The sequence below is a fragment of the Saccharothrix sp. S26 genome (genome assembly GCF_021390395.1).
GTDB lineage: Bacteria > Actinomycetota > Actinomycetes > Mycobacteriales > Pseudonocardiaceae > Actinosynnema.
The window spans coordinates 108,856-132,064 of the sequence record NZ_JAJUWT010000004.1; the positions used below are offsets into that span (position 1 = coordinate 108,856).

Below are 23,209 nucleotides of genomic sequence, written 5' to 3' on the forward strand. Positions count from 1 at the left end.
GGTGTGTGAGGGGGCCTGGGGTAGCAAGGAGGCACGAAGCGATCAGGGGGAGCAAGTGGACAAGGTGAACGCAGTGCCGCGCCGTCGTCCCGGCGGTGCGGTCGAAGGCCGGATCCTCACCACGCCGGTGGGGTTGGCTTTCCCGCGGGACGTCACGTTCGAGTCCTGGGAGCAGGCGGGGCAGCGGATCTCGCGCATCGCCAGCTCGTCGGCGTGGTACCTGGGGGACTGGCTCGTCTACGGCCAGGACAAGTACACCGGCAGGTACCGGCGGGCGGTCGAAGCTGTGGGGCTCGACTACCAGACGTTGCGCAACTACGCGTGGATCGCGCGCAAGTTCGAGCCGTCACGGCGGCGTGCCGGGCTGCCGTTCCAGCACCACGCGGAGGTGGCGGCGCTGCCGCCGGCCGAGCAGGACCAGTGGCTGGACCGCGCGGAGCAGGAGGGCTGGTCGCGCACGGCGCTGAGGCGGGCGTTGCGGGAGAGCCGCGACCCCGGCTCGAAGTCGTTGCGCGCGGTGATGCCGAGGGTCAGCGCGGCCGGCGAGTCGGTGGACCGGTGGCGGCGGGCCGCGATGGCCGCCAACGCCGACTTCGAGGCGTGGATCGTGGCGGCCCTCGACCGCGCCGCCGACCGGGACCTGGAGCTGGTCAGCGTGCCGCCTCTGGAGGAGGGGCCCGCCGAGCCGGAGTACGTCAGCCTGCCCGCTGTGCGGCCGGCGTCATGATGTGCTGATTGCCCGTGGCCCACGTCGTGGTCATGGTGACCGCGTCGATGCGCCAGCCGGCGTCGGTGCGCACGAGGCCGAAGCGGTAGTGGCCGCCCAGGGTCCAGGTCGGGTCGCCGTGCGGGTTCGCCGGCACGTGCACGGCCTGGAACTGGGCGGTCACCACGGCCCGGTCGCCGTCGACGTCGACGAGGTGGTTGGACACCAGGTGCTGCGTGGCGTCCAGGCCGCCGAGCCCGGCACGCCACCCGGCGACGATGTCGGCGGCCTTGAGCCGGGCCGGCTCGCCGCCGGTGAGGCTGGTGTAGTCGAGGTCCACCTCGTCGGCGAACACGGTGAGCAGGGCGTCCCAGTCGCGGCGGTCGGCGAACCACGTCATCCGCGTGGTCACGTCGACGATCTCGTTGATCACGGCACGACTCCAGGTCGTCGGGGTGGCGAAGCCACCCTTCACAGCTCGCGCCGCACGTGCGTGCCGTCGCGGACCGTGCCGACGTACTCCTCGACCAGGTCCTCCAGCGCCACGAGGCCGCGCACGACGCCGTCGGCCGTCACCGCCTGCGCCAGGTGGCTCTGCGAGCGCCGCAGGGAGGCCACCGCGTCGTCCAGGCTCGCGTCCACCGGCACCCGCGGCAGGCCGCGCACCCGGCTCGGCGGCACCCGCGTGGACGGGTCGGCGTCGGCCAGGTCCAGCACGTCCTTGACGTGCAGGTAGCCGATCAGCCGGTCGTCCTCGCGCACCGGGAACCGGGAGAAGCCGGTGGCCGACACGGCGGCCTCGACCTGTTCCATGGTGGGCCGCGCGGGCACGGACGTGATCCGGTCCAGCGGGACCAGCACGTCGGCGACGGTCCGTTCCGCCGACGACAGCGTCTGGGTCAGCCGGCGGTGCTCGGAGTCCTCCAGCAGGCCCTCCTGCCGGGACTGGCCGATCAGCAGGGCCAGCTCGTCGCGGGTGTAGGCGGACTCCAGCTCGTCCCTCGGCGTCACGCCCACGAGCTTGAGCACCGCCGTCGACACCACGGTGAACCCGCGCAGCAGCGGCGCGACCAGCCGGCAGAACCAGTAGTGCGTGGGCACCAGGAGCAGCGCGGTGCGCTCGGGACCGGCGATGGCCAGGTTCTTCGGCACCATCTCGCCCAGCACGGTGTGCAGCGCCACGACGATGATCAGCGCCAGCGCGAACGCCACGCCGTGGCGCACCGCGTCCGGGATGCCGACGCCGTGGAACGGGGCCTCCAGCAGCGTCGCCACCGCGGGCTCGCCCAGCGCGCCCAGCCCCAGCGAGCACAGCGTGATGCCGAGCTGCGCGCCCGCGATCAGCAACGGCAGCTCGCGGCCCGCCTTGATCACCGTGCGGGCCCGGCTGCTGCCCTGCTCGGACAGCGCCTCCAGCCGGTCGCGCCGGGCGGTGATGATGGCGAACTCGGCACCGACGAAGAAGGCGTTGCCCGCCAGGAGCAGCACGACCACCAGCGCGATCACCGCGTCACCCCCGACTCCTCGACCCGGGCCACCCGCAGCTCGGCCACCCGGTGGCGGTCCATCTGCACCACGGTGATCCGCCAGTCGTCCACCCGGATCTCGTCACCGGCGTCGGGGATGCGGCCCAGCCGGGCCAGCACCAGGCCGGCCACGGTCTCGTAGTCACCCTCCGGCATCCGGAACCCGGTCGCCTCGGCGATCTCGTCGTCGCGCAGCAGGCCCGACACCAGCCACGCCTCGCCGCCCAGCCGCCGCACCGGCGAGGTCTCCCGCCGGTCGTGCTCGTCGCGCACGTCGCCGACGATCTCCTCGACCAGGTCCTCCAGCGTGACCAGGCCCGCGGTGCCGCCGTACTCGTCCACGACCAGCGCGGTCTGCAGGCCCGAGGCGCGCAGCCGATCCAGCAGCGCGTCGCCCTCCAGCGTGGCGGGCACCGTCTGCACCGGCCTGGTCAGCGCCGACACCGGCGTCGTCGCGCGCTGCGAGCGCGGCACCCCGAACGCCTGCTTGACGTGCACGATGCCGCGCACCTCGTCCAGGTCGCCGGTGTAGACGGGGAAGCGGGAGAACCCGGTCTCGCGCGCCTTGGCGACCAGGTCGAGCACGGTGGCGTCCGAGCGCAGCGACTCCACGCGCACGCGGGGCGTCATCAGCTCCTCCGCCGTGCGGTCGCCGAACCGCAGCGAGCGGTCCAGCAGGGTCGCCGTGCTCGGGTCGAGGGTGCCCTGTTCGGCGCTGGAGCGGATCAGCGCGCCCAGCTCCTGCGGCGAGCGGGCCGAGGCCAGCTCCTCCGCGGGCTCCACGCCGAGCCTGCGGACCAGCCAGTTCGCGGTGCCGTTGAGGCAGGTGATCAGCCACTTGAACACGGCGGAGAACCCGGCCTGCACGCCGGCGACGGCCCGCGCGGTCTCCAGCGGCTTGGCGATCGCCAGGTTCTTGGGCACCAGCTCGCCGAACACCATCGACAGCGACGTGGCCAGCGCCAGCGCCAGGGTCAACGCGATCGGCCCGGCCACCGAGGCGGGCACGCCCACGCCGGTGAGGGCGGGCGAGATCAGCTCGGCGATGGCCGGTTCGGCGATGTAGCCGGTGATCAGCGTGGTGATGGTGATGGCCAGCTGGGAGCCGGAGAGCTGGAAGGACAGCGACCGGTGGGCCTTCTCCACGGTCCGGGCCTTGGCGTCACCGACTTGGGCGACGTGCGCCTCGACGGTGCTGCGTTCCAGGGCGGTCAGCGAGAACTCGGCGGCCACCGCGATGAACGTGCCGATGGTGAGCACCACCACGGCGGCGAGGCCGAACAGGCTGAGCAGGATGGTCATCGGGCCCACCGGGGGTGGGCCGGGCGGGGCCGGCAGCCGGGTATCGGACCCGGCTCGGTACTGCCGCCCGAGGACTGCGCGTCGCGCACGGAAGGGATCACTCCTCGCGAGGGGTGGTCGAACGGTGTCCAGAATAGAGCGTAACGGCCGGTCAGCGCAGTCCGGTACCGCTGGGCGGCGAAGTGGACGCCCGCAGCACCACCTCGCCCGCCACCCGGACCGTGCGCGGCGCGGCCACCACGTCGTCGAGCACCAGCCGGGCCGCCCGCTCGCCCATCTCCTCCAGCGGCAGCCGGACCGTGCTCAGCGCCGGCACCAGGTCGCGCAGGGTGGGGATGTCGTCGAACCCGGCCACCGAGACGTCCTCCGGCACGCGCAGCCCGTGCTCGCGCAGGCCCGCCATCGCGCCGAGCGCCATCACGTCGTTCACGGCGAACACGCAGGTCGCGCCGGTGCGCGCGGCGACCAGGTCGGCCACGGCCGCGTGCCCGCCGTCGCGGGTGAACCCGCTGGTGATGACGTTGGCGTGGGGCAGGTCGATGCCCTCGTCGGCCAGGCCCGCCCGGAACCCGGCCAGCCGGTCGCGCGCCACCAGCAGGTCCGGCGGGCCGGCCAGCACGGCGAAGCGGCGGTGGCCGAGCGCGGCGAGCCGGCGGGCCAGGGCGCGGGCGCCGGACCGGTTCGCGGGCACCACGGTGTCCGTGCCGAGCTTGGCCTGGGAGACGCACGCCACCCGGCCGCCCTGGGCGGTGAACGCGGTGATCTCCTCGGCGAGGTGCCGTGACGCCGACCGGTCGGTGGTGCGGCTGCCCGCGATCACCAGGGCGCGGGCGCGGTGCGCGCGCAGGGTGTTGACCAGCTCCACCTCGCGGCGCGGGTCGCGGCCGGTGGTGCCGAGCACCACGACCAGCCCCGCGTCCTCGGCGATCCTCGTCACACCGGCGGCGATGCTGGAGAAGTAGGGGTCGGCGATGTCGTGCACGACCAGGCCCACCAGCACGCTGGAGTTGCGGGCCAGCGCCTGGGCGGAGGCGTTGGGCAGGTAGCCGAGCCGGCGCGCGGTGCCGAGCACCCGTTCCCGCAGCTCCTCGCTGACCTGCCGGGTGCTGCCGTTGAGCACGCGTGACGCGGTGGCGAGCGAGACGCCCGCTTCCTTCGCCACCTCCGCCAGCGTGACCTGCCGCGACGTCAACGCCGCCTCCTTCGCGTCCCTTGGTGCGGCGAGACTAGCTCGCCGGGAGGTTGACGTCCGCGACGAGCCGACCGTAGCGTGTTGGAAAGCGCTTTCCACGGACTTGAGCGGGGTGTACGCATGGCGGTGCGCACGATCGGCGTCGCGTTGAACGGGGTCACGGGGCGGATGGGGTACCGGCAGCACCTCGTCCGGTCGATCCTGGCCCTCCGCGAGCGCGGCGGGATCCGGCTCGGTGACGACGTGCTGGTCCCCGAGCCGCTGCTGGTCGGCCGCAACGCCGCGAAGCTGAAGGAGATCGCCGAGCGGCACGACCTGCCGCGCTGGACGACCGACCTCGACGCGGCGCTGGGCGACCCGGACGTGTCGGTCTACTTCGAGGGCCAGGTCACCTCGGCGCACGCCGCCTCGCTCACCGCGGCGATCGACGCGGGCAAGCACGTCTACAGCGAGAAGCCGGTGGCGGCCACCCCCGAGGAGGTGCTGGCGCTGGCGCGGCACGCCGACGCGGCGGGCGTGAAGCACGGCGTGGTGGCCGACAAGCTCTACCTGCCCGGCATCCGCAAGCTCAAGCGCCTGCTGGACGGCGGGTTCTTCGGCCGGGTGCTCTCGGTGCGCGGCGAGTTCGGCTACTGGGTGTTCGAGGGCGACTGGCAGAGCGCGCAGCGGCCCTCGTGGAACTACCGCGCCGAGGACGGCGGCGGGATCGTCGTGGACATGTTCTGCCACTGGAGCTACCTGCTCGAAGGGCTGCTCGGCCCGGTGGAGGCGGTGACCGCGCGTGCCGTCACGCACATCCCCACGCGGTGGGACGAGAACGGCGCGCCTTACGCGGCGACGGCTGACGACGCGGCTTACGCGATCTTCGAGATGGCGGGCGGCGTGGTGGCGCAGGTGAACTCCTCGTGGGCGACCCGGGTCAACCGCGACGAGCTGGTCGAGTTCCACGTGGACGGCACGCACGGCAGCGCGGTGGCCGGGCTGCGCAACTGCAAGGTGCAGTCGCGGGCGATCACGCCGAAGCCGGTGTGGGACCCGGACGTGCCGCAGTCGATCGACTTCCGGTCGCTGTGGCAGGAGGTGCCGGACAACGAGGTGTTCGACAACGGGTTCATGGTGCAGTGGGAGGAGTTCCTCAGGCACGTCGCCGTCGACGCGCCGTTCCCGCACGACTTCCACTCCGGGGTGCGCACGGTGCGGTTGGCCGCGCTGGGCCTGGAGTCCTCGGCCACCGGCCGGCGGATCGAGGTGCCGGCATGACGTCGGTGTCGTTGCCGCGTCCGGACGGCACGTTCCGCGAGCACGCGCTGTCCCAGCCGAAGACCTGGGACGTCGGACCGTTCCAGTCGCGGGTGGCGTTCGCCGCGGCGCACGTGGTGGCGGACCCGTTCGGGGGCAACGCCCCCGGCGCGCCCGCGGTGCTGGACTGGGACGCCACGCTGGCGTACCGGGTGCGGTTGTGGGAGCACGGTTTCGGCGTCGCCGAGGCCATGGACACCGCGCAGCGCGGCATGGGCCTGGACTGGCCCACCGCACTGGAGCTGATCCGGCGCAGCGCGGCGATCGCGACCGGGAGGCTGGCCGCGGGCGTCGGCACCGACCACGACACCGCGGACCCGTTGACGGCGTACCGGGAGCAGTTGGCGGCCGTCGTCGAGGCCGGCGCGCAGCCGATCCTGATGTGCAGCCGCAAGCTGGCGGCGCGGGCGCGCGGCCCCGAGGACTACCAGAAGGTGTACGGGGCGCTGCTGGAGGAGGTCGACCAGCCGGTGGTCCTGCACTGGCTGGGCACGGCGTTCGACCCGGCGCTGGAGGGCTACTGGGGCTCCTCGGACGTCCCGACCGCCACCGGGCACTTCCTGGACCTGATCAACGCCTACCCGGACAAGGTCGACGGCGTGAAGGTGTCGCTGCTGGACGCCTCGCACGAAGTGGGGTTGCGGCGGGCGCTGCCGGCCGGCGTGCGGTGCTACACCGGCGACGACTTCCACTACCCGGAGCTGATCGCGGGCGACCCGGACGGGCACAGCGACGCGTTGCTGGGCATCTTCGACGCCATCGCGCCGGCCGCCTCCACCGCGTTGCGCGCGCTCGACGCGGGCGACCGGGCCCGCTACGACGAGGTGCTGGAGCCGACGGTCGCGTTGTCGCGGCACATCTTCGGCGCGCCCACCTACCACTACAAGACCGGCGTGGTGTTCCTGGCGTGGCTGGGCGGGTTCCAGGAAGCGTTCGGCATGGTCGGCGGGATGCAGTCGGCCCGGGACGTGGTGCACCTCGGCGAGGCGCTGCGGTTGGCGGACCTGGCCGGGCTGCTGCCCGACCCGGAGCTCGCGGCCCGGCGGTGGGGACGACTGCTGGACGTGCTGACGTGAAGCTGTCGTTGAACCAGGCCACGGTGAAGCGGGCGTCCGTGCCCGAGGTGGTCGACGCGTGCGTGCGCACCGGGATCGGCGCGGTCGGGCTGTGGCGCGACCCGGTGGCCGAGTACGGGCTGGAGCGGACCGCGGCGCTGGTCGCGTCGGCCGGGCTGGAGGTGTCGTCGCTGTGCCGGGGCGGGTTCTTCACCGGGCACGACCAGCGGCTGGACGACAACCGGCGGGCCATCGACGAGACCGCCGCGCTGGGCGCGCGGTGCCTGGTGCTGGTGCCGGGTGGCGTGCCGGACCGGGATCTCGTGGCCGCACGGGGGCGCGTCGCGTCGGCGTTGGAGGTGCTGGCCCCCTACGCGGAGGCCGCCGGGGTGCGGTTGGCGCTGGAGCCGATGCACCCGATGTTCTGCGCCGACCGCGGTGTGGTGTCGACGTTGGGCCAGGCGTTGGAGCTGGCCTCGCCGTACCCGGAGACCGTGGTCGGGGTCGTCGTGGACGCCCTGCACGTCTGGTGGGACCCGGCGTTGGCGGCCGACGTGCGGCGGGCCGGTCCGCGCATCCACTCCTACCAGGTGTGCGACTGGGTCACGCCGCTGCCCGCCGACGTGCTGCTGGGCCGCGGGCTGCCCGGTGACGGCCACATCGACCTGGTCGGGCTGACCTCGCTGGTCGCCGCGACCGGGTACGACGGGCACGTCGAGGTCGAGGTGTTCAACGAGGAGGTGTGGTCGCGGCCGTTCGACGAGGTCGCGGCGGAGCTGGTGCGGCGGCACGCGACGGGGTGGGAGCCGGTCGTGGACGGCGGCCACGACCGGCTCCCCGTCACCCCTTAGCGGGGCAGTTCCCGGCCCGCGGCGAGCAGCCGCAACGTGCTCACCGACGGCGTCAGCGCGTACAGCGCGCCGGTGGTGCGCACGAACCGGCCGCCGATGACGGGGTCGACACCGGTGGGCGCGCCGCGCTCGCCCGGCACGAAGTCCGGGTTGCGCGCGCGGGTCTGCTGGATGAACTCGAACTGCTCCGCCAACGACGTGCAGTGGGCCACGAACACCAGGCCGCGCTCGCCGTCGCCGTCGTCGGCCGGGCCGAACGGGATGCCCCGGCGCAGGATGCGGTGCTGCCGGGGCGTCCGGTGCGCGAACGCGCGCGGGTTGGTCTTGCGAATGTGCGCCGGGCACGGCGTGATCGCGCCGGTCGGGTCGTCGGAGTAGTCGAAGTCCTCGCCCCGGGCGGCGGCCAGCGGGCGGCCGTCGGGGTGCCTGCCGATCAGCCGCGGGCCCAGCCCGTGCCGTTCGACGGCGTCGTGCCAGCCCTCGACGTCCTGGGTGAGGCGGCGGACCACCTGGATCGAGCCGTCGGCCAGCCACGCGGCGGCGTCCGGGCGGGGCGACTCGGTCGGGTGGCCGAACACGAACTCGCCCGCGTTCACCAGCGGCGACCCCGGCCTGCCCGCGCGGTGACCCGGCCGGTCGGGGTCCTCGTGGTGGAAGCCGCGCACACCGGGCTGCGAGACGCCGTCCTTGTAACCGAAGTGCTCACGGCCGCGATTTTCACCCGGAAGCGTGGCCGCGGGCTGCTCGTGGACCATCGTGACACCGAGGAGGGTGTCGAGCACGTCGAGGTTGCGCGCGGTGGTGTCGAGGCGGTCCGGGTCGTCGGAGGCGACCGTGACGACGGCGTGGACGTGCTGGTGCGCGCGGCCGAACAGCCAGTGCTCGGGCGCGGAGTGGTCGGTGTCGCCGTTGGCCCGCGCGGCCTGCTCGGCGGTGTGCGGGAAGTGCTCGCGGAGGTCCTCGCGCGTCGCGTCGGGGTTGATGCTCAGCTCGACCAGCGCCTCGGGCGTCAGCGACACGGTCGCCCAGGTGGCCTTCAGCCCGGCCGGGTCGCCGCCGAACAGCGTGCGGCCCAGCGAGAAGACCTCGTTGAAGTCCTCGACGTCGGCGGTGGTCCCGACGTGCCCGAGCATGGCGGCCAGCCAGGTGCGCGCCGACTTCTCGTCGGTGAAGCGGAGGAACCGGAACAGCTGGTGGTCCTTGTTGAACCCGGCCAGCACGTTGCCCTGGATCTCGTGCGACCCGCGCAACGGCGGCCGTGCCTCCCACCTCCGCCCGCGCGGGTGCAGCAGGTCGGTCATCGCTCACCTCCTCCACTCACAGGAGCGTCACGGTGGGCGTCGGATACGTCGCTCTGCGTTGGAATCGCCCGACCGTGTGATCCGCGTGGGTCCGAAGGGTGGTTCCGCCTGGTCCGCGCGCCGTCCGGCCTTATCTTCACGCCCGAAGCGGTTCGTCGCCGCGAGAGGATGCCTTGCATGACCACGCCAACCAACCACCCGGCGGCGCCCTCGGCGCGCGTCCGCGTGGGAGCGGCGACCTCTCAAGGCCCCAGCCGCCCGCTCAACGCCGACGCCTGCGCCCACCACCTCCACCGCGGCACGTTCGCCGCCGCGGTGGTGGACGGGACCGGCTCGACACCGGAGGTCGCCGACTTCGCCCGCGTCGCCGCGTCCGTCGCCGCCCGCGTGGCTGCCCGGCAGACACCGGTGCTCGGGGTCGTCGCCGCCGCGGCGGCCTACGCCGACCACGACGACGAGGTGGGCCCCAACGGCGCGATCGTCGTGGCGTCGGTGCGGGAAGGCGGCTACTGGCGCATCGCCTACGCCGGCGACAGCTCCGCCTACGGCCTCAAGGACGACGGCACCGTGCGCCGCTTCACCACCCCGCACACCCTCGGCGAGGAGCTGCGGCAACAAGGCGTGGCCGAGACCGAGGCCGCCGCGCACGACCACAAGCTGCGGCACAACCTGGGCCGCGTCCCGCTCTACGGCGTCGAGGGCTTCGAGGCGGTCGCCGACCTGCTGGTCCTCGCGTCCGACGGGCTCAAGCTGCCCCACGACGAGTTCGAGCGCCTGCTGGGCGCGCACGGCCACGACCCGCAGCGGTGCGCGGAGGAACTGGTCGTCGCGGCACGGGCGCACGGCAGCCGTGACGACGTCACGGTCCTGGTCATCCCCCACCCCGACCGCCCTGCGACCACCCGTCCGATGCAGGAGAGGAGCGACGATGAGCAACACCGACCGGAAGGACCCGCAGGATCCGCAGAACCCGCCGGCGGACGAGAGCCCGACGCAGGAGTTGCCGAAGGTACCGCGGAAGTAGTCGCCTGAGGTGCCGGGCGGCGTGCCGTCACCACGCCGCCCGGCCCGGGTTCGCGTTCTCCGGCGAGGGCTCGGGTTTTCGGCCGGGGCCGGCGCGGCGCGGGTTGCGTCGAATGGCTGCCGCGCGAGGTCGCCGGGCGCGCCACGATGGCTCATGGACCTCGCGGGGTCGCGGACGTTCGTCCCCCTGCTGGCGGTGAGCCTGTTGACCGGCGTCGGGTACGCGCTGGCCGGTCCGTTCCTGTCCGCGTTCCTGATCAAGGACGTGGCCGCGGGCCCGGTCGCGGTGGGCGGGTTCCTGCTGTCCGGCTCGGTGGCCGCGTTGGTGGTCGGCACGGTGATCGGGCGGCTCTCGGACGCGCGGGCCGTGCGGCGTGAAGTGATCGTGTGGGGCTCGGTGGCCGCGACGGCGGCGTACGGCCTGTTCGCGGTGACGCGCGACTACTGGCTGCTGCTCGCCGTGTCGTTGACGTTGGTCGCGGTCTCGTCGTCGTTGGCGCCGCAGACGTTCGCCTACGCGCGGCAGGTGGTGGAGCGCAGCGGCTCGACCAAGGGGCCGCTGGCGGTCAGCGTGGTGCGCACGGTGGTGTCGGTGTCGTGGGTGGTCGGGCCGCCGGTGGGCGCGCTGCTGATCGACACCAGGGGGTTCGCCGGGCTGTTCGCGGTGGCGGCGGGGCTGTACCTGGCGGCGGCGCTGGTGACGTTCGCGTCGCTGCCGGAGTTGGGCGGCGGGTCCGTGCCGGTGGTCTCGCGGGACGGCTCGCCGCGTCGCGTCCTGGTCTCGGCGGCGGTGGCGTTCGTGCTGCTGCAAAGCGCGGACGTGCTCGGCTTGCTGGTGATGCCGCTGTACGTGACCGACGTGCTGCACGGCACGACGTCCGACGCGGGCCTGGTCATGGGGCTGTGCGCCGCCTTGGAGATCCCGTTGATGCCGGCGTTCGGCGCGCTGGCGCTGCGCATCGACCACGGGGTGCTCGTGCTCGCGGGCGGTGTGGTGGCGTTGCTCTACTACGCGGCGTTGCTGCTGACCACCGCGACCTGGCAGGTGGCCGCCGTGCAGGTGCTGCACGCGATCGTCATCTCGGCCGTGATGGGCGTGGGCATCTCGTACTTCCAGGGCCTGGCCCCGGACCGGCCGGGGTACGCGACGACCCTGTACACCAACACGTTGACGATCAGCGCGATGGTGTCCGGGCCGCTGCTGGGCGTGGCCCAGGCCATGGGGTACCGCAGCGCGTTCGCCATCGCGTCCGTGCTCACGGTGTTCGGCCTGGCGCTGCTCCTCGTCACCGGTCGAGCCAGACGAGGTGCGCCCGACGCGTCCCGGCCGACCGGGAGCTGACCTCGAACAGGGCGCGGGCGTTCTCGGGGCTCTGGGAGCTGAGCCGGAACCCGCCTTCCACGGCGCTGACCTCGGCCCGGTCCTCGAAGGCGACGCCGTAGCCCGCCACGCGCACGCTCTCCCGCTGCCCGTACTCCTCCACGATCGCGAACATCCGCGGCGCTTCCTCGTGCGCCACCTCGTGCACCAACTCGGTGAATTCCTGCTCGGTCATGTCGGTTCTCCTTTCGCCCCACTGGTCAAGGCGCTGGTGGTCACGCTGCGTCGCCGATACGGTGACCGCCTGCAAGGCTGCCCACATCTGCGGTGGATCGCAAAAAAAGCAAAGAGGTGCCTTGCATTCGCCGTGCAGCACCGAGGCAGAACCGAGGAGGACCGATACCGTGGCCGCGAAGAAGAGCACACCGACCATCCGGTTGCGCAGGCTGGCCGGTCAGCTCAGAAGGCTTCGCGAGGACACCGGCCTGCGTCGGGAGGACGTCGAGGAGCGGACCGGCCTGCACGCCACCACCCTGTACCGCATCGAGACGGCCCGGTCCCGGCCCCAGTACCGGACCTTCGACATGCTCTTGAAGCTCTACGGAATCCCGGCCGACGAACAGATCCGACTGAAAGCCCTCTACAAGCAATCGGCCGGAGAAGGCTGGATCCAGCCCTGGCACGAGCAGCTGCCGGAGGGTTACACCGCTTACATCAGCTTCGAGCGGGAAGCGCAAGGGCTTCGCCACTACTCGGGACTGCCCATCCCGGGCTTGCTCCAGACCGAGGACTACGCCCGCGCCGTAACCCGAGGGACTCTGCACGAGGCGACCACCGAGCAGGTGGAAGACCTGGTCACCTCGCGAATCGACCGCCAGTCCGTCCTGGCCAAGGAGAAGCCGTTGAAACTCTGGGCGATCATCGACGAGGCGTCACTGCATCGGGAGGTCGGCGGGCCGGAGGTCATGCGGGCACAACTCGAGCGCTTGCTCGAAGCGGCCAAGGCGCCGAACGTGACCATCCAGGTCATCCCGTTCAGCTCAGGCGCTCATCCAGGGACACCCGGCCAGTTCATCATCATGGACTTCGAGGACCCGCTCGACACCGACTTGATCTACATCGACGGTCCGGCCGGTGAGATATTCTTGGAGTCCGAGGCTGATATCAAGCGCTTCCGGGCCGACTTCGACCAGCTCGTGGCGGTGGCCGCGAGTCCTGACGACTCGATGGCTCTGATCGCTGGTCAGGAAAGGAAGTTCGCGCACACATGAGGCATGCGGATCTGGCGGGTGCCACCTGGCGCAAGAGCAGCTTCAGCAGTAGCGGCGAGTGCGTCGAGGTCGCGCCGGCAGGCGAAGGGTTCGCTATGCGCGACTCCAAGAACCCGGCCGGGCCGACGTTGTCCTTCCCGGCGGGGGAGTGGCGGCAGTTCCTGGCCGGGCTGAAGGACTCCTGATCGCGCCGGAGCCCGCCCCGAGAGCGCGGGGCGGGCTCCGGCGTGCGGTCAGCCGCCGTTGCCCGGCTGGTACTGCGGGGTCCGGTAGGTGCGCGGGGTGTTCGCGGTGATGCGCAGGACCGAGTCGTACAGCGTGCGGCCCAGGGCGGCGCGGGCGCGCAGGGCCGGGTGGGTGGCACCGTAGTTGTCCGCGTTCACCGCCGGGTCACCGCTGTACTGGCCGGACGCGAACAGCGCGTAGGTGATGATCGGCTTGCCGTTGGCGTCGAAGACGATGCCCGCCTCGTTGCGGCCGTCGGCCTCCCAGCCCGCCTTCGTCGCCACGTTCAACCGCTCCGCCGAGGTCAGGTTGAGCCTGATCCCGTCGGTGAACGACGTCAACGACCGCAGCACCGTGAACAGGTGCTGGGTCGACGCGGCCGACAGCAGCTCACCCGCCGCCAGCTTGCGCAGCATCGTGAACGTCTCGCGGGCCGTGGTGGTGCCGAGGTAGAACCGGTTCGGGTTGGCCACCGGCACGACCTGGGTGTGCACGAAACCCTTGGCGCGCAGGATCTCGTTCAGCTCCAGCGCGGGCACGACCAGGCCGCACAGGCGCACCGCGGTGTTGTCCGACACCGTGAGCAGGTTCGCCAGGGCGTGGCCCACGGTCACCGAGCTCGGGTAGCCGCCGTCGAGGTGGAAGATGCCGTCGGTGTCCCGGATGACGATGTCCGAGGTGACCTCGACGCGCTGGTCCAGCCGGACCAACCCGCGGTCGACCTTGTCCAGCACCGCCAGCGCGACCGCGATCTTGTTCACGCTGTAGGCCTCGACCACGCGGTCGGCCTCGACCTCGACGGCGGGCTTCACCGTGCCGTCCGGGTCGGCCACGCCGATGTAGGACGACCACGTGCCGCGCGCCCGTGCCGTCTCCCACGAGTACTTCAGCGAGATCTTGCGGCGCGCCTGCTCGGCCGTGGTCGGGATCAAGGCATCCCACTCCGCCTCGGTGGTCTGCGCCTGCGCCGTGCCGGCGGTCGAACCGAGCACGGCGCTCGCCGCCGCCGCCGAACCCAGCCCCAGCGCGAACCTGCGGTTGATGTTCATGTGCCCCCAATCATGTGGATACGCCCGTATAGACGCCACGGACGGCTCAGATGTTGCTCCGATCCGGTGATTTCGATCTAACCAGCGGTAACCTGCCGGCATGGCACAAGGGGTGTTCCTGGTGACGGGGGCCAGCCGGGGGATCGGCGCGGCGACCGCGCGGCTCGCCGCCGAAGCCGGCTACCGGCTCGTCCTCACCGCCCGCGACGCGGCGAACCTCGCCCAACTGGCCGCCCAACTGGGCGGGCCGGACCGGGTGTGGGTGGCCGCGTGCGACGTCCGGTCCTACGACCAGCTCGCGGCCCTGATGGGCCGGGTCGAGGAGGAGTGGGGCAGCCTCGACGTGGTGTTCGCCAACGCGGGCGCGAGCGTGACGACCTCGTTCACCTCGACCGACGGCGCTCCACCCGCCGAGTGGGCCGACATGGTGCTGACCAACGTGTGCGGTCCCGCGTTCACGGCGCGGGCGGCGATGCCCGCGTTGATGCGCCACGCCGGGCACCTGGTGCTGACCGGGTCGGCCGCCGGGCGCGGGGTGCGGCCGGGGAACCTCTACTCGGCCACCAAGTGGGCGGTGACGGGGCTCGCGCAGGCGATCCGGGCCGAGTGCGTCGGCACGGGCGTCCGCGTCACGCTCGTGCAGCCGGGCCTGACCGACACCGGCGGCATCCCGCCGTCGCGGGCGGGCGACCCGAAGCTCGCGCCGCAGGACGTGGCCCGCGCCGTGCTGTACGCGGTGGGCCAGCCGCCGAACGTCGACGTCAACGAGGTGCTGATCCGCCCGGTGGGCCAGGACGCCTACCGGTGAGCCCCGCCCCGACCTCGCGCAACGCGTCCAGCACCTCCGGGCCGGCGTCGAGGGTGTAGCCCGCGCCGAGCAGCAGCAGGTCGGCGGCCACCTGCTCGATCGAGCCCGCGCCCAACCGCACCCGGCACGTCCGGTCGTCGATCGGCTCCACCCGGCCCGGCAGCGCCACCACCAGCCGTGACCGCACCGCGGACGCCGGCGCGTCGACCGTGGCCGTGCACGTGTAGCGGTACGGCGCGGTGGTCAGCGAGCGCGCCACGTACGCGGCCGGGTCGTCGGGCAGCTCACGGGGCGTGAAGCGGCGGCCCGTGGCCCGCGGCGAGCCCATCCGGTCCACCCGGAACGTGCGCCAGTCGTCCCGCGCCGGGTCGTAGGCCAGCAGGTACCAGCGCCGGTAGGCGGTCACCAGGCTGCGCGGCTCCACCCGCCGCTCCTGCCCGCGGTGGGTGAACGCGACCACCTCGTGGTCCCGGCACGCCGCCGCGAGCACGCCCAGCGCCGCCGGGTCGGACACCGGGCCGTCCACCGACATCACCGCGATCGCGTCGCGCACCGCCGCGATACGCTGCCGCAACCGGGACGGCAGCACCTGCTCCAGCTTCGCCAACGCCCTGGTGGACGACTCCTCGATGCCGTGCACGCCCGCCGCCGTGCGCAGGCCGACGGCCACCGCCACCGCCTCGTCGTCGTCCAGCAGCAACGGCGGCAGGTTGCGGCCCGAGGCGAGCCGGTAGCCGCCCGCCGTGCCGGTCGTGCCGTCCACGGGGTAGCCCAGCTCGCGCAGCCGCTCGATGTCGCGGCGCACCGTCCGGTCCGTGACGCCGAGGCGTTCGGCCAGCTCCGGTCCCGTCCAGTCGCGCCTGCCCTGCATCAGCGACAGCAGGCGCAGCATCCTCCCCGGCATCGTCATCACGGACATCCTATGTCCTAAAGGGCCTCTAGCGTGGTGTTCATGACGACATACGTGCTCATCCCCGGTGCCTGCCACGGCGGCTGGTACTACGACCCGATCTCCGAGCGGCTGCGCGCCGAGGGCCACGAGGTGCACGCGGTGACGCTGAGCACCGGGCGGGTCAACCTCGACGACCACGTGGCCGAGGTGCTGGACCTCTTCGAGCGGCACGACCTGCGTGACGTCGTGCTCGTCGGGCACAGCTACGGCGGCATGGTGATCACGTCCGTGGCGGACCGCGTGCCCGACCGGGTGGCGACGCTGCTGTACGTGGACGCGTTCGTGCCGCGTGACGGCGAGTCGGCGTACGACATCGTGCACGGCGACTGGCGCAAGTGGTACGTCGAGGGCGCGGCGGGCGACGGGTTCTCCATGGCGCCGCTGCCGATCTTCGACGAGCGCGCCACCCCGCACCCGCTGGCCACGTTGCTGCAACGGGCGTCGATCACCGGGGCCGTCGACCGGGTCACCGACCGCCGGTACCTGTTCATGGCCGAGTTCCCGGACAGCCCCCTGGCCACCACCTACGAACGGCTGCGCGACGACCCGACGTGGCACGTCGAGTCCTGGCCGTCCGGGCACAACGTGCTGCGGGACGCGGCCGAGCGGTTCCTGGACGTGCTCAAGTCCGCGAGCCGGGATCAGCGGGTCGTCGACGGTGCTGCCTAGCGTGGCCGGATGAAGGTCCACGACGTGCTCGTGCGGGAGCGGCGGCGGATGGCGGACCTGCTCGACGGGCTGGACGAGGGCCGGTTGGCCACACCCGGCCCGTCCGCGGGGTGGACCGCGAGGTCGGCCCGCACCTGACCACGTACCTGCGGTTCGGCCAGGCGCAGCCGTCAGCCCACGTTCCGGCGTGGCAGCGGGTGTTGGGCGCGACTGGCAATTCGCTAGCTGGATCAATCCCGCGGTCGGGTTGCGACCCGTGCTGACCGACGTCCTGTTGCGCGACTACGACATCCGCGTGCCGCTGGGCATCGCGCGGGACGTGCCGGAGGACCGTTTGTGGGTGGCGTTCCAGCACCTGGCGGCCAAGCCGTCGTCGGGTTACCGCGTGGGCTCGCGGCTGGCGGGACTGCGCCTCGAAGTCGTGGACACGGGCTGGACCTCGGGCACGGGTGCGCGGTGACACCGAGTCGTTGGTGCCGGCGATGAGCGGCCGTGCCGCGGGCCTGGGCGTCCTGTCCGGCGACGGCGTGCCGCTGCTGCCCGCCCACCTGCCCACACCACCGCGTGAGTCCTACCTCCAGAACGCGAGTGTCCTACGTTCGCGTCGCGCGTGTCCTACGTTCAGAACACCCGAATTCAACGCTCAGGTCAAAGCGGGGTGTTCTGAGCGTTCAACTCGGGGGTCCTGAACGTAGGACTCTCGCGTTCTGAACGTAGGACTCTCGCGTTCTGAACGTAGGACTCGCGGGAAAGAGCGGTGGCGGGCTTCGTGGGAAGCCCGCCACCGGTCAGGTGGGCGGCCCGAGGTGCCGGGCCGCCCGGATCAAGGGGTCACCCCGAGGTGCAGGGGTTGCCGTTCACCCGGAAGTCGGTCGGCTTGGCCGTCGAACCCGACCCGGAGGAGTTGAAGCCGATGCCGACCGAGGCGTTCGGGGCCACGGTGCGGTTCCACGACAGGTTCGTCGCGGACGCCGCCTGACCCGACTGGGCCCAGGTCGCCGACCAGCCCTGCGTGATCTTCTGGTTGCCCGGCAGGGTGAACTCCAGCTTCCAGCCGTTCCACGCCTGGGCGCTGGTGTTCGTCACGGTGATGTTCACCGACATGCCGGTGGACCAGGTGGACGCCTGCCACGTCACCTTGCAGTACCCCGCCACCACGTCCGGCTTGGTCCGCACGCTCACCTGCGGCGACATGGCCGAACGCAGGTTCGCGCCGTTCTTCGCCACGACGGTGAACTGGTACGCGGTGTCCGGCCGCAGCCCGGTCAGCGTCGCCGACGGGCTGGTGACCGTGGCGACCACGCGCAGCGCGTCACCCTCGACGGAGATGACCTCGTACTCCTTGACGCCGCTCTCCGCGTCGGTGGACGCGGTCCACGTCAGCTTCGCGCCCGTCGAGGTGACGTCGGACGCCACCGGCGTGCCCGGGGTGGACGGCGCGGTGGTGTCGACCGGCGGCGCGGTCGTGATCTTCTCGGCCGCCCAGTTGGCCACCCACGCGAGCGCGGAGTTCCAGTTGACCGTGACCTCGTTGACCGAGTACGCCTCGATGTGGTCGACGAAGCACTTCTGCGCCTTGCAGCCGGTGAGCAGGCGCGCCGCGATCGGGTCCTGCAGCGCGCTGTTCGGGCCACCCGAGAGGGCGCCGGGCGGCGCGGTCGGCAGGGTCGGGTCGAGCTGGTTGGCCCAGTGCCGGTGGTGGACGTTCTTCACCGGCTGCTCGCCGTAGCCCGAGACGTACGAGTACGACACCGGGTTGCGACCGAGCAGGTAGTTCAGGCCCTGGAACACGCCCTGGCGGTACTTGGCCGCGCCGGTGAAGTCGTGCGCCAGCGCCAGCACCGAGATGTTGTTCGCGACCAGGCCGTTGGAACCCCAGTCGTAGCCCTCGGTCGGGCTGTACGGCGCGGGGTAGGCCTGGGTCGCCATCCTGGCCAGGTGCGCGTCCGCCACCGCGGTGAACGCCGACTTGATCGCCGTGACGTCCGCGGCCGGCAGGCCGTTGGGCACCAGCGCCAGCGTCATGTCGCCCAGCGGGCCGGTGGAGCCCCAGTCGAAGCCGCGCGTGGTCAGGCTCTTGCCCTTGTAGAGCGTCGACGACGTGAGGTCGGTGCGGTAGGACGTCTCACCGGTGGTGGTGAACAGCTCCGCCGCGGCCCAGTAGAACTCGTCGGTCAGCGTGGCGTCGCTGTAGGAGCCGCCGCCGGTGCCGTCGTTCGGGTCGGCGATCTTGTTCGGGTTCGCCTTCGCCGCCGCGTACGCCTTGGTGGCCGCCGCGAGCGCCTTCGCCGAGAACGTCGGGTCGATCGTCTTCCAGATGCGGGCCGCCTGGGCCGCCACGGCGGCCGTGTTCAGCGTCGCGGCCGTGCTGGTCGCGGACAGCCTGCGGGCCTGCGGGTCCTGGTGGGGCAGCAGCGGCAGCCCGGTCCAGTTCTGGTCGTGGATCTTGTGGTGCACCATGCCGTCGGGCGCCTGCATCTTCAGCAGGAACTCGGCCTCCCAGCGCGCCTCGTCCAGGATGTCCGGGACGTTGTTGGCCTTCTCCGGGATGTTCAGCTTGCCGTCACCCAGCGGCGCGGCGTCGCCGATCAGCTTCGCGCGCTCGTAGGTGTTGAGCAGCTGCCACACCGAGATGCCGCCGTTGACGACGTACTTGCCGTGGTCGCCCGCGTCGTACCAGCCGCCGCGCACGTCCAGCGTGTAGCCGCAGTTGATCGTCGCGAGGCAGGGGACGTTGTTGTCACCCTGGTTCGGCGCGACGTTGAGGTGGCCGGCGGGGCGCGCGTACTGCTCGCCCACGTACTGCGCTTCGATCGGGATGCCGCTGCGGTTGTGGTAGAAGTACGCCAGCGAGTCGTAGCGCAGCTTCTTGAGCTGGTCCGTCGCGATGTCGAACGGGTAGCTCGTCTCCGCGCCGACGGTCAGCGTGTAGCCGGTGCCCGCCGTGTCGAACGACGAGAAGTCGATCAGGTGCGTGGAGTCGCCCGACTCCGGGTCCACCGAGCCCTTGGGCACGGTCTGGCCGGTGGCCACCGTGGTGCCGGCGGAGTTCTTCAGCGCCCACGTCTGCGGCGCCGTCGAGTCGGAGGTCAACGTCGCCTGCTTGGGCAGGCCCGGCACGTAGGCGACCTGGTTGACGTTGATCTTCTTCACCGGCGCGCCCGTGTCGCCGCCCGGCGGCTTCACACCGCCGATGAGGGAGACGTTGTCCACGCAGACCGTCGTGTCGGCCGCCTGCGCACCCAGGTGGAACGTCACCTGGCCGGGGCCCGCGTCCGGGAAGTCCAGCTCGGAGGTGAACGTGAAGGTGAAGTGCTGCTTCGTCGTGGTCAGCGCGATGTCCTGCTTGGCGATCTGCCGGTACGGGCTGACGCCCTCACCGGCCACCGCCGCCGCCGGGCGGGCGACCGACGCGTAGGCGTCGAAGGACATCGTGTAGGACTGGCCCGCCTCGAACGGCACGCCGTTCTGGCCGATCAGCGCGTCCCACGGGTTGACCGTGCCGCCGGTGACCGTGGCGCACAGCTCGCCGTTCGTGACGCGGTTCGACACGCCGGCGCTGGCCCACCACGGGTCGGCCGAGCCGTTGCTGAACGAGCCGTTGACCAGCCGTTCGTAGTCGGCTGCGTAGGCCGTTCCGGACGCTAGCGCGCCGCTCACCGCCACTAGTGCGAGGGCTGCGGTGGCCTGGCGGCGCCACCGGGGAGAAGGAAGCGATCTCATGGACTTGGGTCTCCTCCGTCTGCTCTGACGGTTGACGACGCTTCTGGGAGCGCTCCCTGGGAGCGCTCCCAGGGACTCTAGAGTGACTCGGCTTACATTCACAAGGGTGGATTTGACCTCCAGTTAAGTGGAGGTCACACGGTGTGAGCGGCAACTCGGCGGCTCTGGAGGGGGAAGCGGTGCGCGTGAGGCGTTCGACGGGGTTCGATGAGCTGAGCGGCTCCTTCGTGGAGGCGCAGTGATGGACGTCGGGATCACCCTGCCGGGGTTCGGGGCCGATGCGGTGGAGCACGCGCAGCACGCCGAAGGGCTCGGGTTGGAGTCCGTGTGGCACGGCGACCACCTGATCCCGGTCACCCCTTTCCTCGACGCCACGCTGGTCCTCGCGACGGTGGCCGCTTCGACCAACCGGGTGAAGCTGGGGTTCGGTGTCATGGTGCTGCCGCTGCGCCCGGTGGCGTGGGCGGCCAAGCAGGTCGCCACCTTGCAGCACCTGTCCGGCGACCGGGTCCTGCTCGGCGTCGGCAGTGGCGGTGACGCGCACGGCGAGGCGGCGTGGCGCGCGGTCGACGTGCCGTTCGCCGAACGGGGCAGGCGCACCGACGAGGCGTTGGCCGTGCTGCCGCGCCTGGTGCGGGGCGAGGCGGCGTCGGTGCACGGCGCGGAGGTCGTGCTGTCGCCCGGCGCGACGGTGCCGCCGGTGCTCGTCGGCGGTGGCGGCGGGGCCGCGTTGCGGCGGGCGGCGCGGTTCGGGGACCACTGGTACCCGGCCTTCGTGCCGCCGCGGGCGCTGTCGTCGGGGGTGGCGCGGCTGAAGGAGCTGGCGCAGGAGCACGGGCGGCCGGTGTGCGGGGTGACGGTCGGGGTCGGCGTGGCGCTGGGCGACGTGCCCGCGTCCGCGGTGGAGCACCGGGTCCGGTCGATGACCGACTACGGGCTCACCGAGCGGCAGGCGCGCGAAGTGCTCGTCACCGGGTCCGTCGAGCAGGCCCGGGACCACTTCGGGCGGTTGGCCGAGGCGGGCGCGGACCGGGTGGTCGCGATGCCGTTCACCGCTGACCGGTTCCGGCAGGCCGAGCTCGTCGCGCGCGCTACGGTGGCCGGGTGACCGAGCGGATCATGCGGGCCAACGGCGTCGACCTGTGCGTGGAAACCTTCGGCACACCGGCGGATCCGGCGGTGCTGCTGATCGCCGGCGCGACCGGGTCGATGCTGTCGTGGGACGACGCGTTCTGCGCCCGGCTGGCCGACGGCGGGCGTTACGTCATCCGGTACGACCACCGCGACACCGGGCGGTCGGTGACCTACCCGCCGGGTGAGCCGGGGTACGGGTTCGCCGACCTGGTGGCGGACGCGGTCGGCGTGCTGGACGCGCTGGCGGTGGTCCGGGCGGGCGTCGTCGGCATCTCCATGGGCGGCGGCATCGCGCAGCTCCTCGCGCTCGACCACGCCGACCGGGTGGCGTCGCTGACGCTCATCGCGACCAGCCCGGCCGGGCCGAACGCGCCGGGCCTGCCGCCCATGTCGCCCGAACTGCTCGCGCACTTCGCCGCCGGCGCGCCGCCCGCGCCCGACTGGACCGACCGCGACGCCGTGGTCGAGCACCTGGCGGCGGAAGGACGGCCCTACGCCGGTCCGCGGCCGGTGGACGCACGGGCCGCACGCGAGGCGGCGGGCCGGGTGTTCGACCGGGCGCGGAACATCGCGTCGAGCGCCAACCACTTCCTGGCCGGCGGCGGCGAGCCGTGGCGGAGCCGGTTGGGCGAGATCGCGGTCCCGACCCTGGTGCTGCACGGCGACGCGGACCCGCTGACCCCGCCCGCGCACGGCGAGGCGATGGCCCGGGAGGTGCCCGGCGCCCGGTTGGTGCTGCTGGAGGACACCGGGCACGAGCTGCCGCCCGGCGTGTGGGACGTGGTGGTGCCCGAGATCGTCGCGCACACCGCGCTGGCCCGGCCGTCGCGGGACGAGGTGCTGGCGCGGATCCGGCGGCTCGGGACGGTGGACGCGGGCACGGCGTTCGAGCGGCTCTACGCCGCCGCGGCCCGCGGCGAGGTGGACGTGCCGTGGCACCGGGAGCAGCCGCACCGGCTGATCGTCGCGCGGTTCGACGGCGTGGACGGCACGGGCAAGCGCGCGCTCGTCGTCGGCGCGGGGTACGGGCAGGACGCCGGGTACCTGGCGGGGCTCGGCTTCGACGTGGTCGGCTTCGACATCTCACCGACCGCCGTGGCGGCCGCGCGGGAGCGGTTCCCGGCCGCGCGGTTCGAGGTCGCCGACCTGCTCGACCCGCCCGCGGCGTGGGCGGGCGCGTTCGACGTGGTCCTCGACGTGCTGATCGCCCAGTCGCTGCCCGCGGACGTGCGGCCGACGGCCATCGCGAACACCGGCCGGTTCGTCGCTCCCGGCGGCACGTTGCTGGTGCTGGCCCACGCCCGCGCCGACGACGAGCCGGCGACCGGCCCGCCGTGGCCGTTGACGCGCGCGGAGGTCGAGTCGTACGCCACCGACGACCTCCGTGCCGTGCGGGTCGACCGCGCGGGTCCGGGGTGGCGGGCGGAGTTCCGGCGCGCGGTCAGCTGATGCCGATGATCGACGGGTAGCCGTCGGGCACGATCCGGTCGGCCATCCGCCGGTACGCCTCGGGGTCGTCGGGCACCCACGTGGCCGGCCCGTCGACGTAGCGGTTGGCCGCGCAGAACATCGCCGCGATCAGCACGGTGTCGTGCACCTCGAGGTCGGTCGCGCCGTTTCCCTTGGCCTTGGCGATCAGCTCGCGCTCGCCCCGGGACGAGGTGCTCGGCCCCCGCGACAGCACCTCGGTGAGCTCGGCGAGCGGTCGGCCCGTCTCCGGGCGGTAGTTCATCAGCCCGGCGATCCCCGGCAGGGCGTTGTCCAACTCGATGTGCGGCATGGGATCAGCGTCCCGAGGGCGG

The 23,209-nt window shown here is 72.6% G+C and carries 24 protein-coding genes; 14 read left to right on the forward strand and 10 right to left on the reverse strand.

The window, feature by feature from the left end; genetic code table 11:
• Positions 1-64: 64 nt before the first annotated feature.
• Positions 65-727 carry an LmbU family transcriptional regulator gene (locus LZG04_RS07630; protein WP_233814647.1) on the forward strand — a complete coding sequence of 221 codons (663 nt, stop codon included), beginning with the start codon at positions 65-67 and terminating at the stop codon, positions 725-727.
• Here the strand turns inward: LZG04_RS07630 and LZG04_RS07635 are convergent.
• From LZG04_RS07635 to LZG04_RS07650, 4 genes are all read right to left on the reverse strand, one after another.
• A complete protein-coding gene (locus tag LZG04_RS07635; RefSeq protein ID WP_233814649.1) occupies positions 696-1,139 on the reverse strand; it encodes a nuclear transport factor 2 family protein in 444 nt (147 codons plus the stop codon). The genes LZG04_RS07630 and LZG04_RS07635 overlap by 32 nt on opposite strands.
• 38 nt (positions 1,140-1,177) lie before the next feature.
• Positions 1,178-2,212, reverse strand: coding sequence for a hemolysin family protein (locus LZG04_RS07640; protein ID WP_233814651.1), 1,035 nt, complete (start codon positions 2,210-2,212; stop codon positions 1,178-1,180).
• Positions 2,209-3,534 carry a hemolysin family protein gene (locus tag LZG04_RS07645; protein WP_233814653.1) on the reverse strand — a complete coding sequence of 442 codons (1,326 nt, stop codon included), beginning with the start codon at positions 3,532-3,534 and terminating at the stop codon, positions 2,209-2,211. The genes LZG04_RS07640 and LZG04_RS07645 overlap by 4 nt, the downstream gene beginning before the upstream one ends.
• Before the next feature lie 151 nt (positions 3,535-3,685).
• The gene (locus LZG04_RS07650) at positions 3,686-4,726 is read right to left on the reverse strand and encodes a LacI family DNA-binding transcriptional regulator (protein ID WP_233814655.1); all 1,041 of its coding nucleotides are present in this window, start codon (positions 4,724-4,726) and stop codon (positions 3,686-3,688) included.
• Between the two features lie 120 nt (positions 4,727-4,846).
• Here LZG04_RS07650 and LZG04_RS07655 point away from each other — a divergent pair, with 120 nt between their 5' ends.
• From LZG04_RS07655 to LZG04_RS07665, 3 genes are read left to right on the forward strand one after another with little or no spacing between them, the layout of a single operon-like run.
• A complete protein-coding gene (locus tag LZG04_RS07655; protein ID WP_233814658.1) occupies positions 4,847-5,986 on the forward strand; it encodes a Gfo/Idh/MocA family protein in 1,140 nt (379 codons plus the stop codon).
• Entirely contained in the window at positions 5,983-7,101 is a 1,119-nt protein-coding gene (locus LZG04_RS07660) for a dihydrodipicolinate synthase family protein (RefSeq protein WP_233814659.1), read from the forward strand. Before LZG04_RS07655 ends, LZG04_RS07660 begins: the two co-directional genes overlap by 4 nt.
• Complete coding sequence (locus LZG04_RS07665) at positions 7,098-7,931, forward strand: sugar phosphate isomerase/epimerase (RefSeq protein ID WP_233814661.1); 834 nt, start codon at positions 7,098-7,100, stop codon at positions 7,929-7,931. The genes LZG04_RS07660 and LZG04_RS07665 overlap by 4 nt, the downstream gene beginning before the upstream one ends.
• Here LZG04_RS07665 and LZG04_RS07670 read toward each other — a convergent pair.
• The gene (locus LZG04_RS07670) at positions 7,928-9,232 is read right to left on the reverse strand and encodes a Dyp-type peroxidase (protein ID WP_233814663.1); all 1,305 of its coding nucleotides are present in this window, start codon (positions 9,230-9,232) and stop codon (positions 7,928-7,930) included. The genes LZG04_RS07665 and LZG04_RS07670 overlap by 4 nt on opposite strands.
• A gap of 177 nt (positions 9,233-9,409) precedes the next feature.
• Here LZG04_RS07670 and LZG04_RS07675 point away from each other — a divergent pair, with 177 nt between their 5' ends.
• On the forward strand, positions 9,410-10,264 hold the full coding sequence (locus LZG04_RS07675) for a PP2C family serine/threonine-protein phosphatase (RefSeq protein WP_233814665.1): 855 nt from the start codon (positions 9,410-9,412) through the stop codon (positions 10,262-10,264).
• A gap of 145 nt (positions 10,265-10,409) precedes the next feature.
• The gene (locus LZG04_RS07680) at positions 10,410-11,597 is read left to right on the forward strand and encodes a sugar efflux transporter (RefSeq protein ID WP_233814667.1); all 1,188 of its coding nucleotides are present in this window, start codon (positions 10,410-10,412) and stop codon (positions 11,595-11,597) included.
• On the opposite strand, the gene LZG04_RS07685 is transcribed toward LZG04_RS07680, so the two are convergent.
• The gene (locus LZG04_RS07685) at positions 11,542-11,811 is read right to left on the reverse strand and encodes a hypothetical protein (protein WP_233814669.1); all 270 of its coding nucleotides are present in this window, start codon (positions 11,809-11,811) and stop codon (positions 11,542-11,544) included. The two genes, LZG04_RS07680 and LZG04_RS07685, sit on opposite strands and share 56 nt — an antisense overlap.
• 169 nt (positions 11,812-11,980) lie before the next feature.
• On the opposite strand from LZG04_RS07685, the gene LZG04_RS07690 reads away from it, so the two are divergent.
• Complete coding sequence (locus LZG04_RS07690; protein WP_233814671.1) at positions 11,981-12,847, forward strand: helix-turn-helix transcriptional regulator; 867 nt, start codon at positions 11,981-11,983, stop codon at positions 12,845-12,847.
• Positions 12,844-13,032 (forward strand): DUF397 domain-containing protein, encoded by a 189-nt coding sequence (locus LZG04_RS07695; protein ID WP_233814673.1) that lies wholly within the window; start codon positions 12,844-12,846, stop codon positions 13,030-13,032. Before LZG04_RS07690 ends, LZG04_RS07695 begins: the two co-directional genes overlap by 4 nt.
• Positions 13,033-13,080: 48 nt before the next feature.
• On the opposite strand, the gene LZG04_RS07700 is transcribed toward LZG04_RS07695, so the two are convergent.
• Positions 13,081-14,121, reverse strand: a complete 1,041-nt coding sequence (locus LZG04_RS07700; protein WP_233814675.1) for a serine hydrolase — start codon at positions 14,119-14,121, stop codon at positions 13,081-13,083.
• A 100-nt stretch (positions 14,122-14,221) separates the two neighbouring features.
• On the opposite strand from LZG04_RS07700, the gene LZG04_RS07705 reads away from it, so the two are divergent.
• The gene (locus LZG04_RS07705; protein ID WP_233814677.1) at positions 14,222-14,929 is read left to right on the forward strand and encodes an SDR family oxidoreductase; all 708 of its coding nucleotides are present in this window, start codon (positions 14,222-14,224) and stop codon (positions 14,927-14,929) included.
• On the opposite strand, the gene LZG04_RS07710 is transcribed toward LZG04_RS07705, so the two are convergent.
• Positions 14,883-15,839, reverse strand: a complete 957-nt coding sequence (locus LZG04_RS07710; protein ID WP_308198998.1) for a YafY family protein — start codon at positions 15,837-15,839, stop codon at positions 14,883-14,885. The two genes, LZG04_RS07705 and LZG04_RS07710, sit on opposite strands and share 47 nt — an antisense overlap.
• 42 nt (positions 15,840-15,881) lie before the next feature.
• Here LZG04_RS07710 and LZG04_RS07715 point away from each other — a divergent pair, with 42 nt between their 5' ends.
• The 3 genes from LZG04_RS07715 to LZG04_RS07720 all read left to right on the forward strand — a co-directional run bounded on the left by LZG04_RS07715 (position 15,882) and on the right by LZG04_RS07720 (position 17,010).
• Positions 15,882-16,550, forward strand: a complete 669-nt coding sequence (locus LZG04_RS07715; RefSeq protein ID WP_233814679.1) for an alpha/beta fold hydrolase — start codon at positions 15,882-15,884, stop codon at positions 16,548-16,550.
• 9 nt (positions 16,551-16,559) lie between these two features.
• Positions 16,560-16,688, forward strand: coding sequence for a hypothetical protein (locus tag LZG04_RS41535; protein WP_267935521.1), 129 nt, complete (start codon positions 16,560-16,562; stop codon positions 16,686-16,688).
• Positions 16,689-16,806: 118 nt separating this feature from the next.
• On the forward strand, positions 16,807-17,010 hold the full coding sequence (locus LZG04_RS07720; protein WP_233814681.1) for a hypothetical protein: 204 nt from the start codon (positions 16,807-16,809) through the stop codon (positions 17,008-17,010).
• Positions 17,011-17,381: 371 nt separating this feature from the next.
• Here LZG04_RS07720 and LZG04_RS07725 read toward each other — a convergent pair whose 3' ends face one another.
• Positions 17,382-20,210, reverse strand: a complete 2,829-nt coding sequence (locus LZG04_RS07725) for a glycoside hydrolase family 9 protein (protein ID WP_233814683.1) — start codon at positions 20,208-20,210, stop codon at positions 17,382-17,384.
• A gap of 304 nt (positions 20,211-20,514) precedes the next feature.
• Here LZG04_RS07725 and LZG04_RS07730 point away from each other — a divergent pair, with 304 nt between their 5' ends.
• Both LZG04_RS07730 and LZG04_RS07735 read left to right on the forward strand, forming a co-directional pair.
• Complete coding sequence (locus LZG04_RS07730) at positions 20,515-21,381, forward strand: LLM class flavin-dependent oxidoreductase (RefSeq protein ID WP_233814685.1); 867 nt, start codon at positions 20,515-20,517, stop codon at positions 21,379-21,381.
• Complete coding sequence (locus LZG04_RS07735; protein WP_233814687.1) at positions 21,378-22,856, forward strand: alpha/beta fold hydrolase; 1,479 nt, start codon at positions 21,378-21,380, stop codon at positions 22,854-22,856. The genes LZG04_RS07730 and LZG04_RS07735 overlap by 4 nt, the downstream gene beginning before the upstream one ends.
• Here LZG04_RS07735 and LZG04_RS07740 read toward each other — a convergent pair.
• Positions 22,849-23,187, reverse strand: coding sequence for a hypothetical protein (locus LZG04_RS07740; RefSeq protein WP_233814689.1), 339 nt, complete (start codon positions 23,185-23,187; stop codon positions 22,849-22,851). The genes LZG04_RS07735 and LZG04_RS07740 overlap by 8 nt on opposite strands.
• Positions 23,188-23,209: the final 22 nt, after the last annotated feature.

Coding starts and splice junctions, on each gene's coding strand:
- LZG04_RS07645 (WP_233814653.1), bottom strand. CDS start 3,534: ATGACCATCCTGCTCAGCCTGTTCGGCCTCGCCGCCGTGGTGGTGCTC.
- LZG04_RS07655 (WP_233814658.1), top strand. CDS start 4,847: ATGGCGGTGCGCACGATCGGCGTCGCGTTGAACGGGGTCACGGGGCGG.
- LZG04_RS07660 (WP_233814659.1), top strand. CDS start 5,983: ATGACGTCGGTGTCGTTGCCGCGTCCGGACGGCACGTTCCGCGAGCAC.
- LZG04_RS07670 (WP_233814663.1), bottom strand. CDS start 9,232: ATGACCGACCTGCTGCACCCGCGCGGGCGGAGGTGGGAGGCACGGCCG.
- LZG04_RS07675 (WP_233814665.1), top strand. CDS start 9,410: ATGACCACGCCAACCAACCACCCGGCGGCGCCCTCGGCGCGCGTCCGC.
- LZG04_RS07680 (WP_233814667.1), top strand. CDS start 10,410: ATGGACCTCGCGGGGTCGCGGACGTTCGTCCCCCTGCTGGCGGTGAGC.
- LZG04_RS07685 (WP_233814669.1), bottom strand. CDS start 11,811: ATGACCGAGCAGGAATTCACCGAGTTGGTGCACGAGGTGGCGCACGAG.
- LZG04_RS07695 (WP_233814673.1), top strand. CDS start 12,844: ATGAGGCATGCGGATCTGGCGGGTGCCACCTGGCGCAAGAGCAGCTTC.
- LZG04_RS07700 (WP_233814675.1), bottom strand. CDS start 14,121: ATGAACATCAACCGCAGGTTCGCGCTGGGGCTGGGTTCGGCGGCGGCG.
- LZG04_RS07705 (WP_233814677.1), top strand. CDS start 14,222: ATGGCACAAGGGGTGTTCCTGGTGACGGGGGCCAGCCGGGGGATCGGC.
- LZG04_RS07710 (WP_308198998.1), bottom strand. CDS start 15,839: ATGACGATGCCGGGGAGGATGCTGCGCCTGCTGTCGCTGATGCAGGGC.
- LZG04_RS07715 (WP_233814679.1), top strand. CDS start 15,882: ATGACGACATACGTGCTCATCCCCGGTGCCTGCCACGGCGGCTGGTAC.
- LZG04_RS41535 (WP_267935521.1), top strand. CDS start 16,560: ATGAAGGTCCACGACGTGCTCGTGCGGGAGCGGCGGCGGATGGCGGAC.
- LZG04_RS07730 (WP_233814685.1), top strand. CDS start 20,515: ATGGACGTCGGGATCACCCTGCCGGGGTTCGGGGCCGATGCGGTGGAG.
- LZG04_RS07740 (WP_233814689.1), bottom strand. CDS start 23,187: ATGCCGCACATCGAGTTGGACAACGCCCTGCCGGGGATCGCCGGGCTG.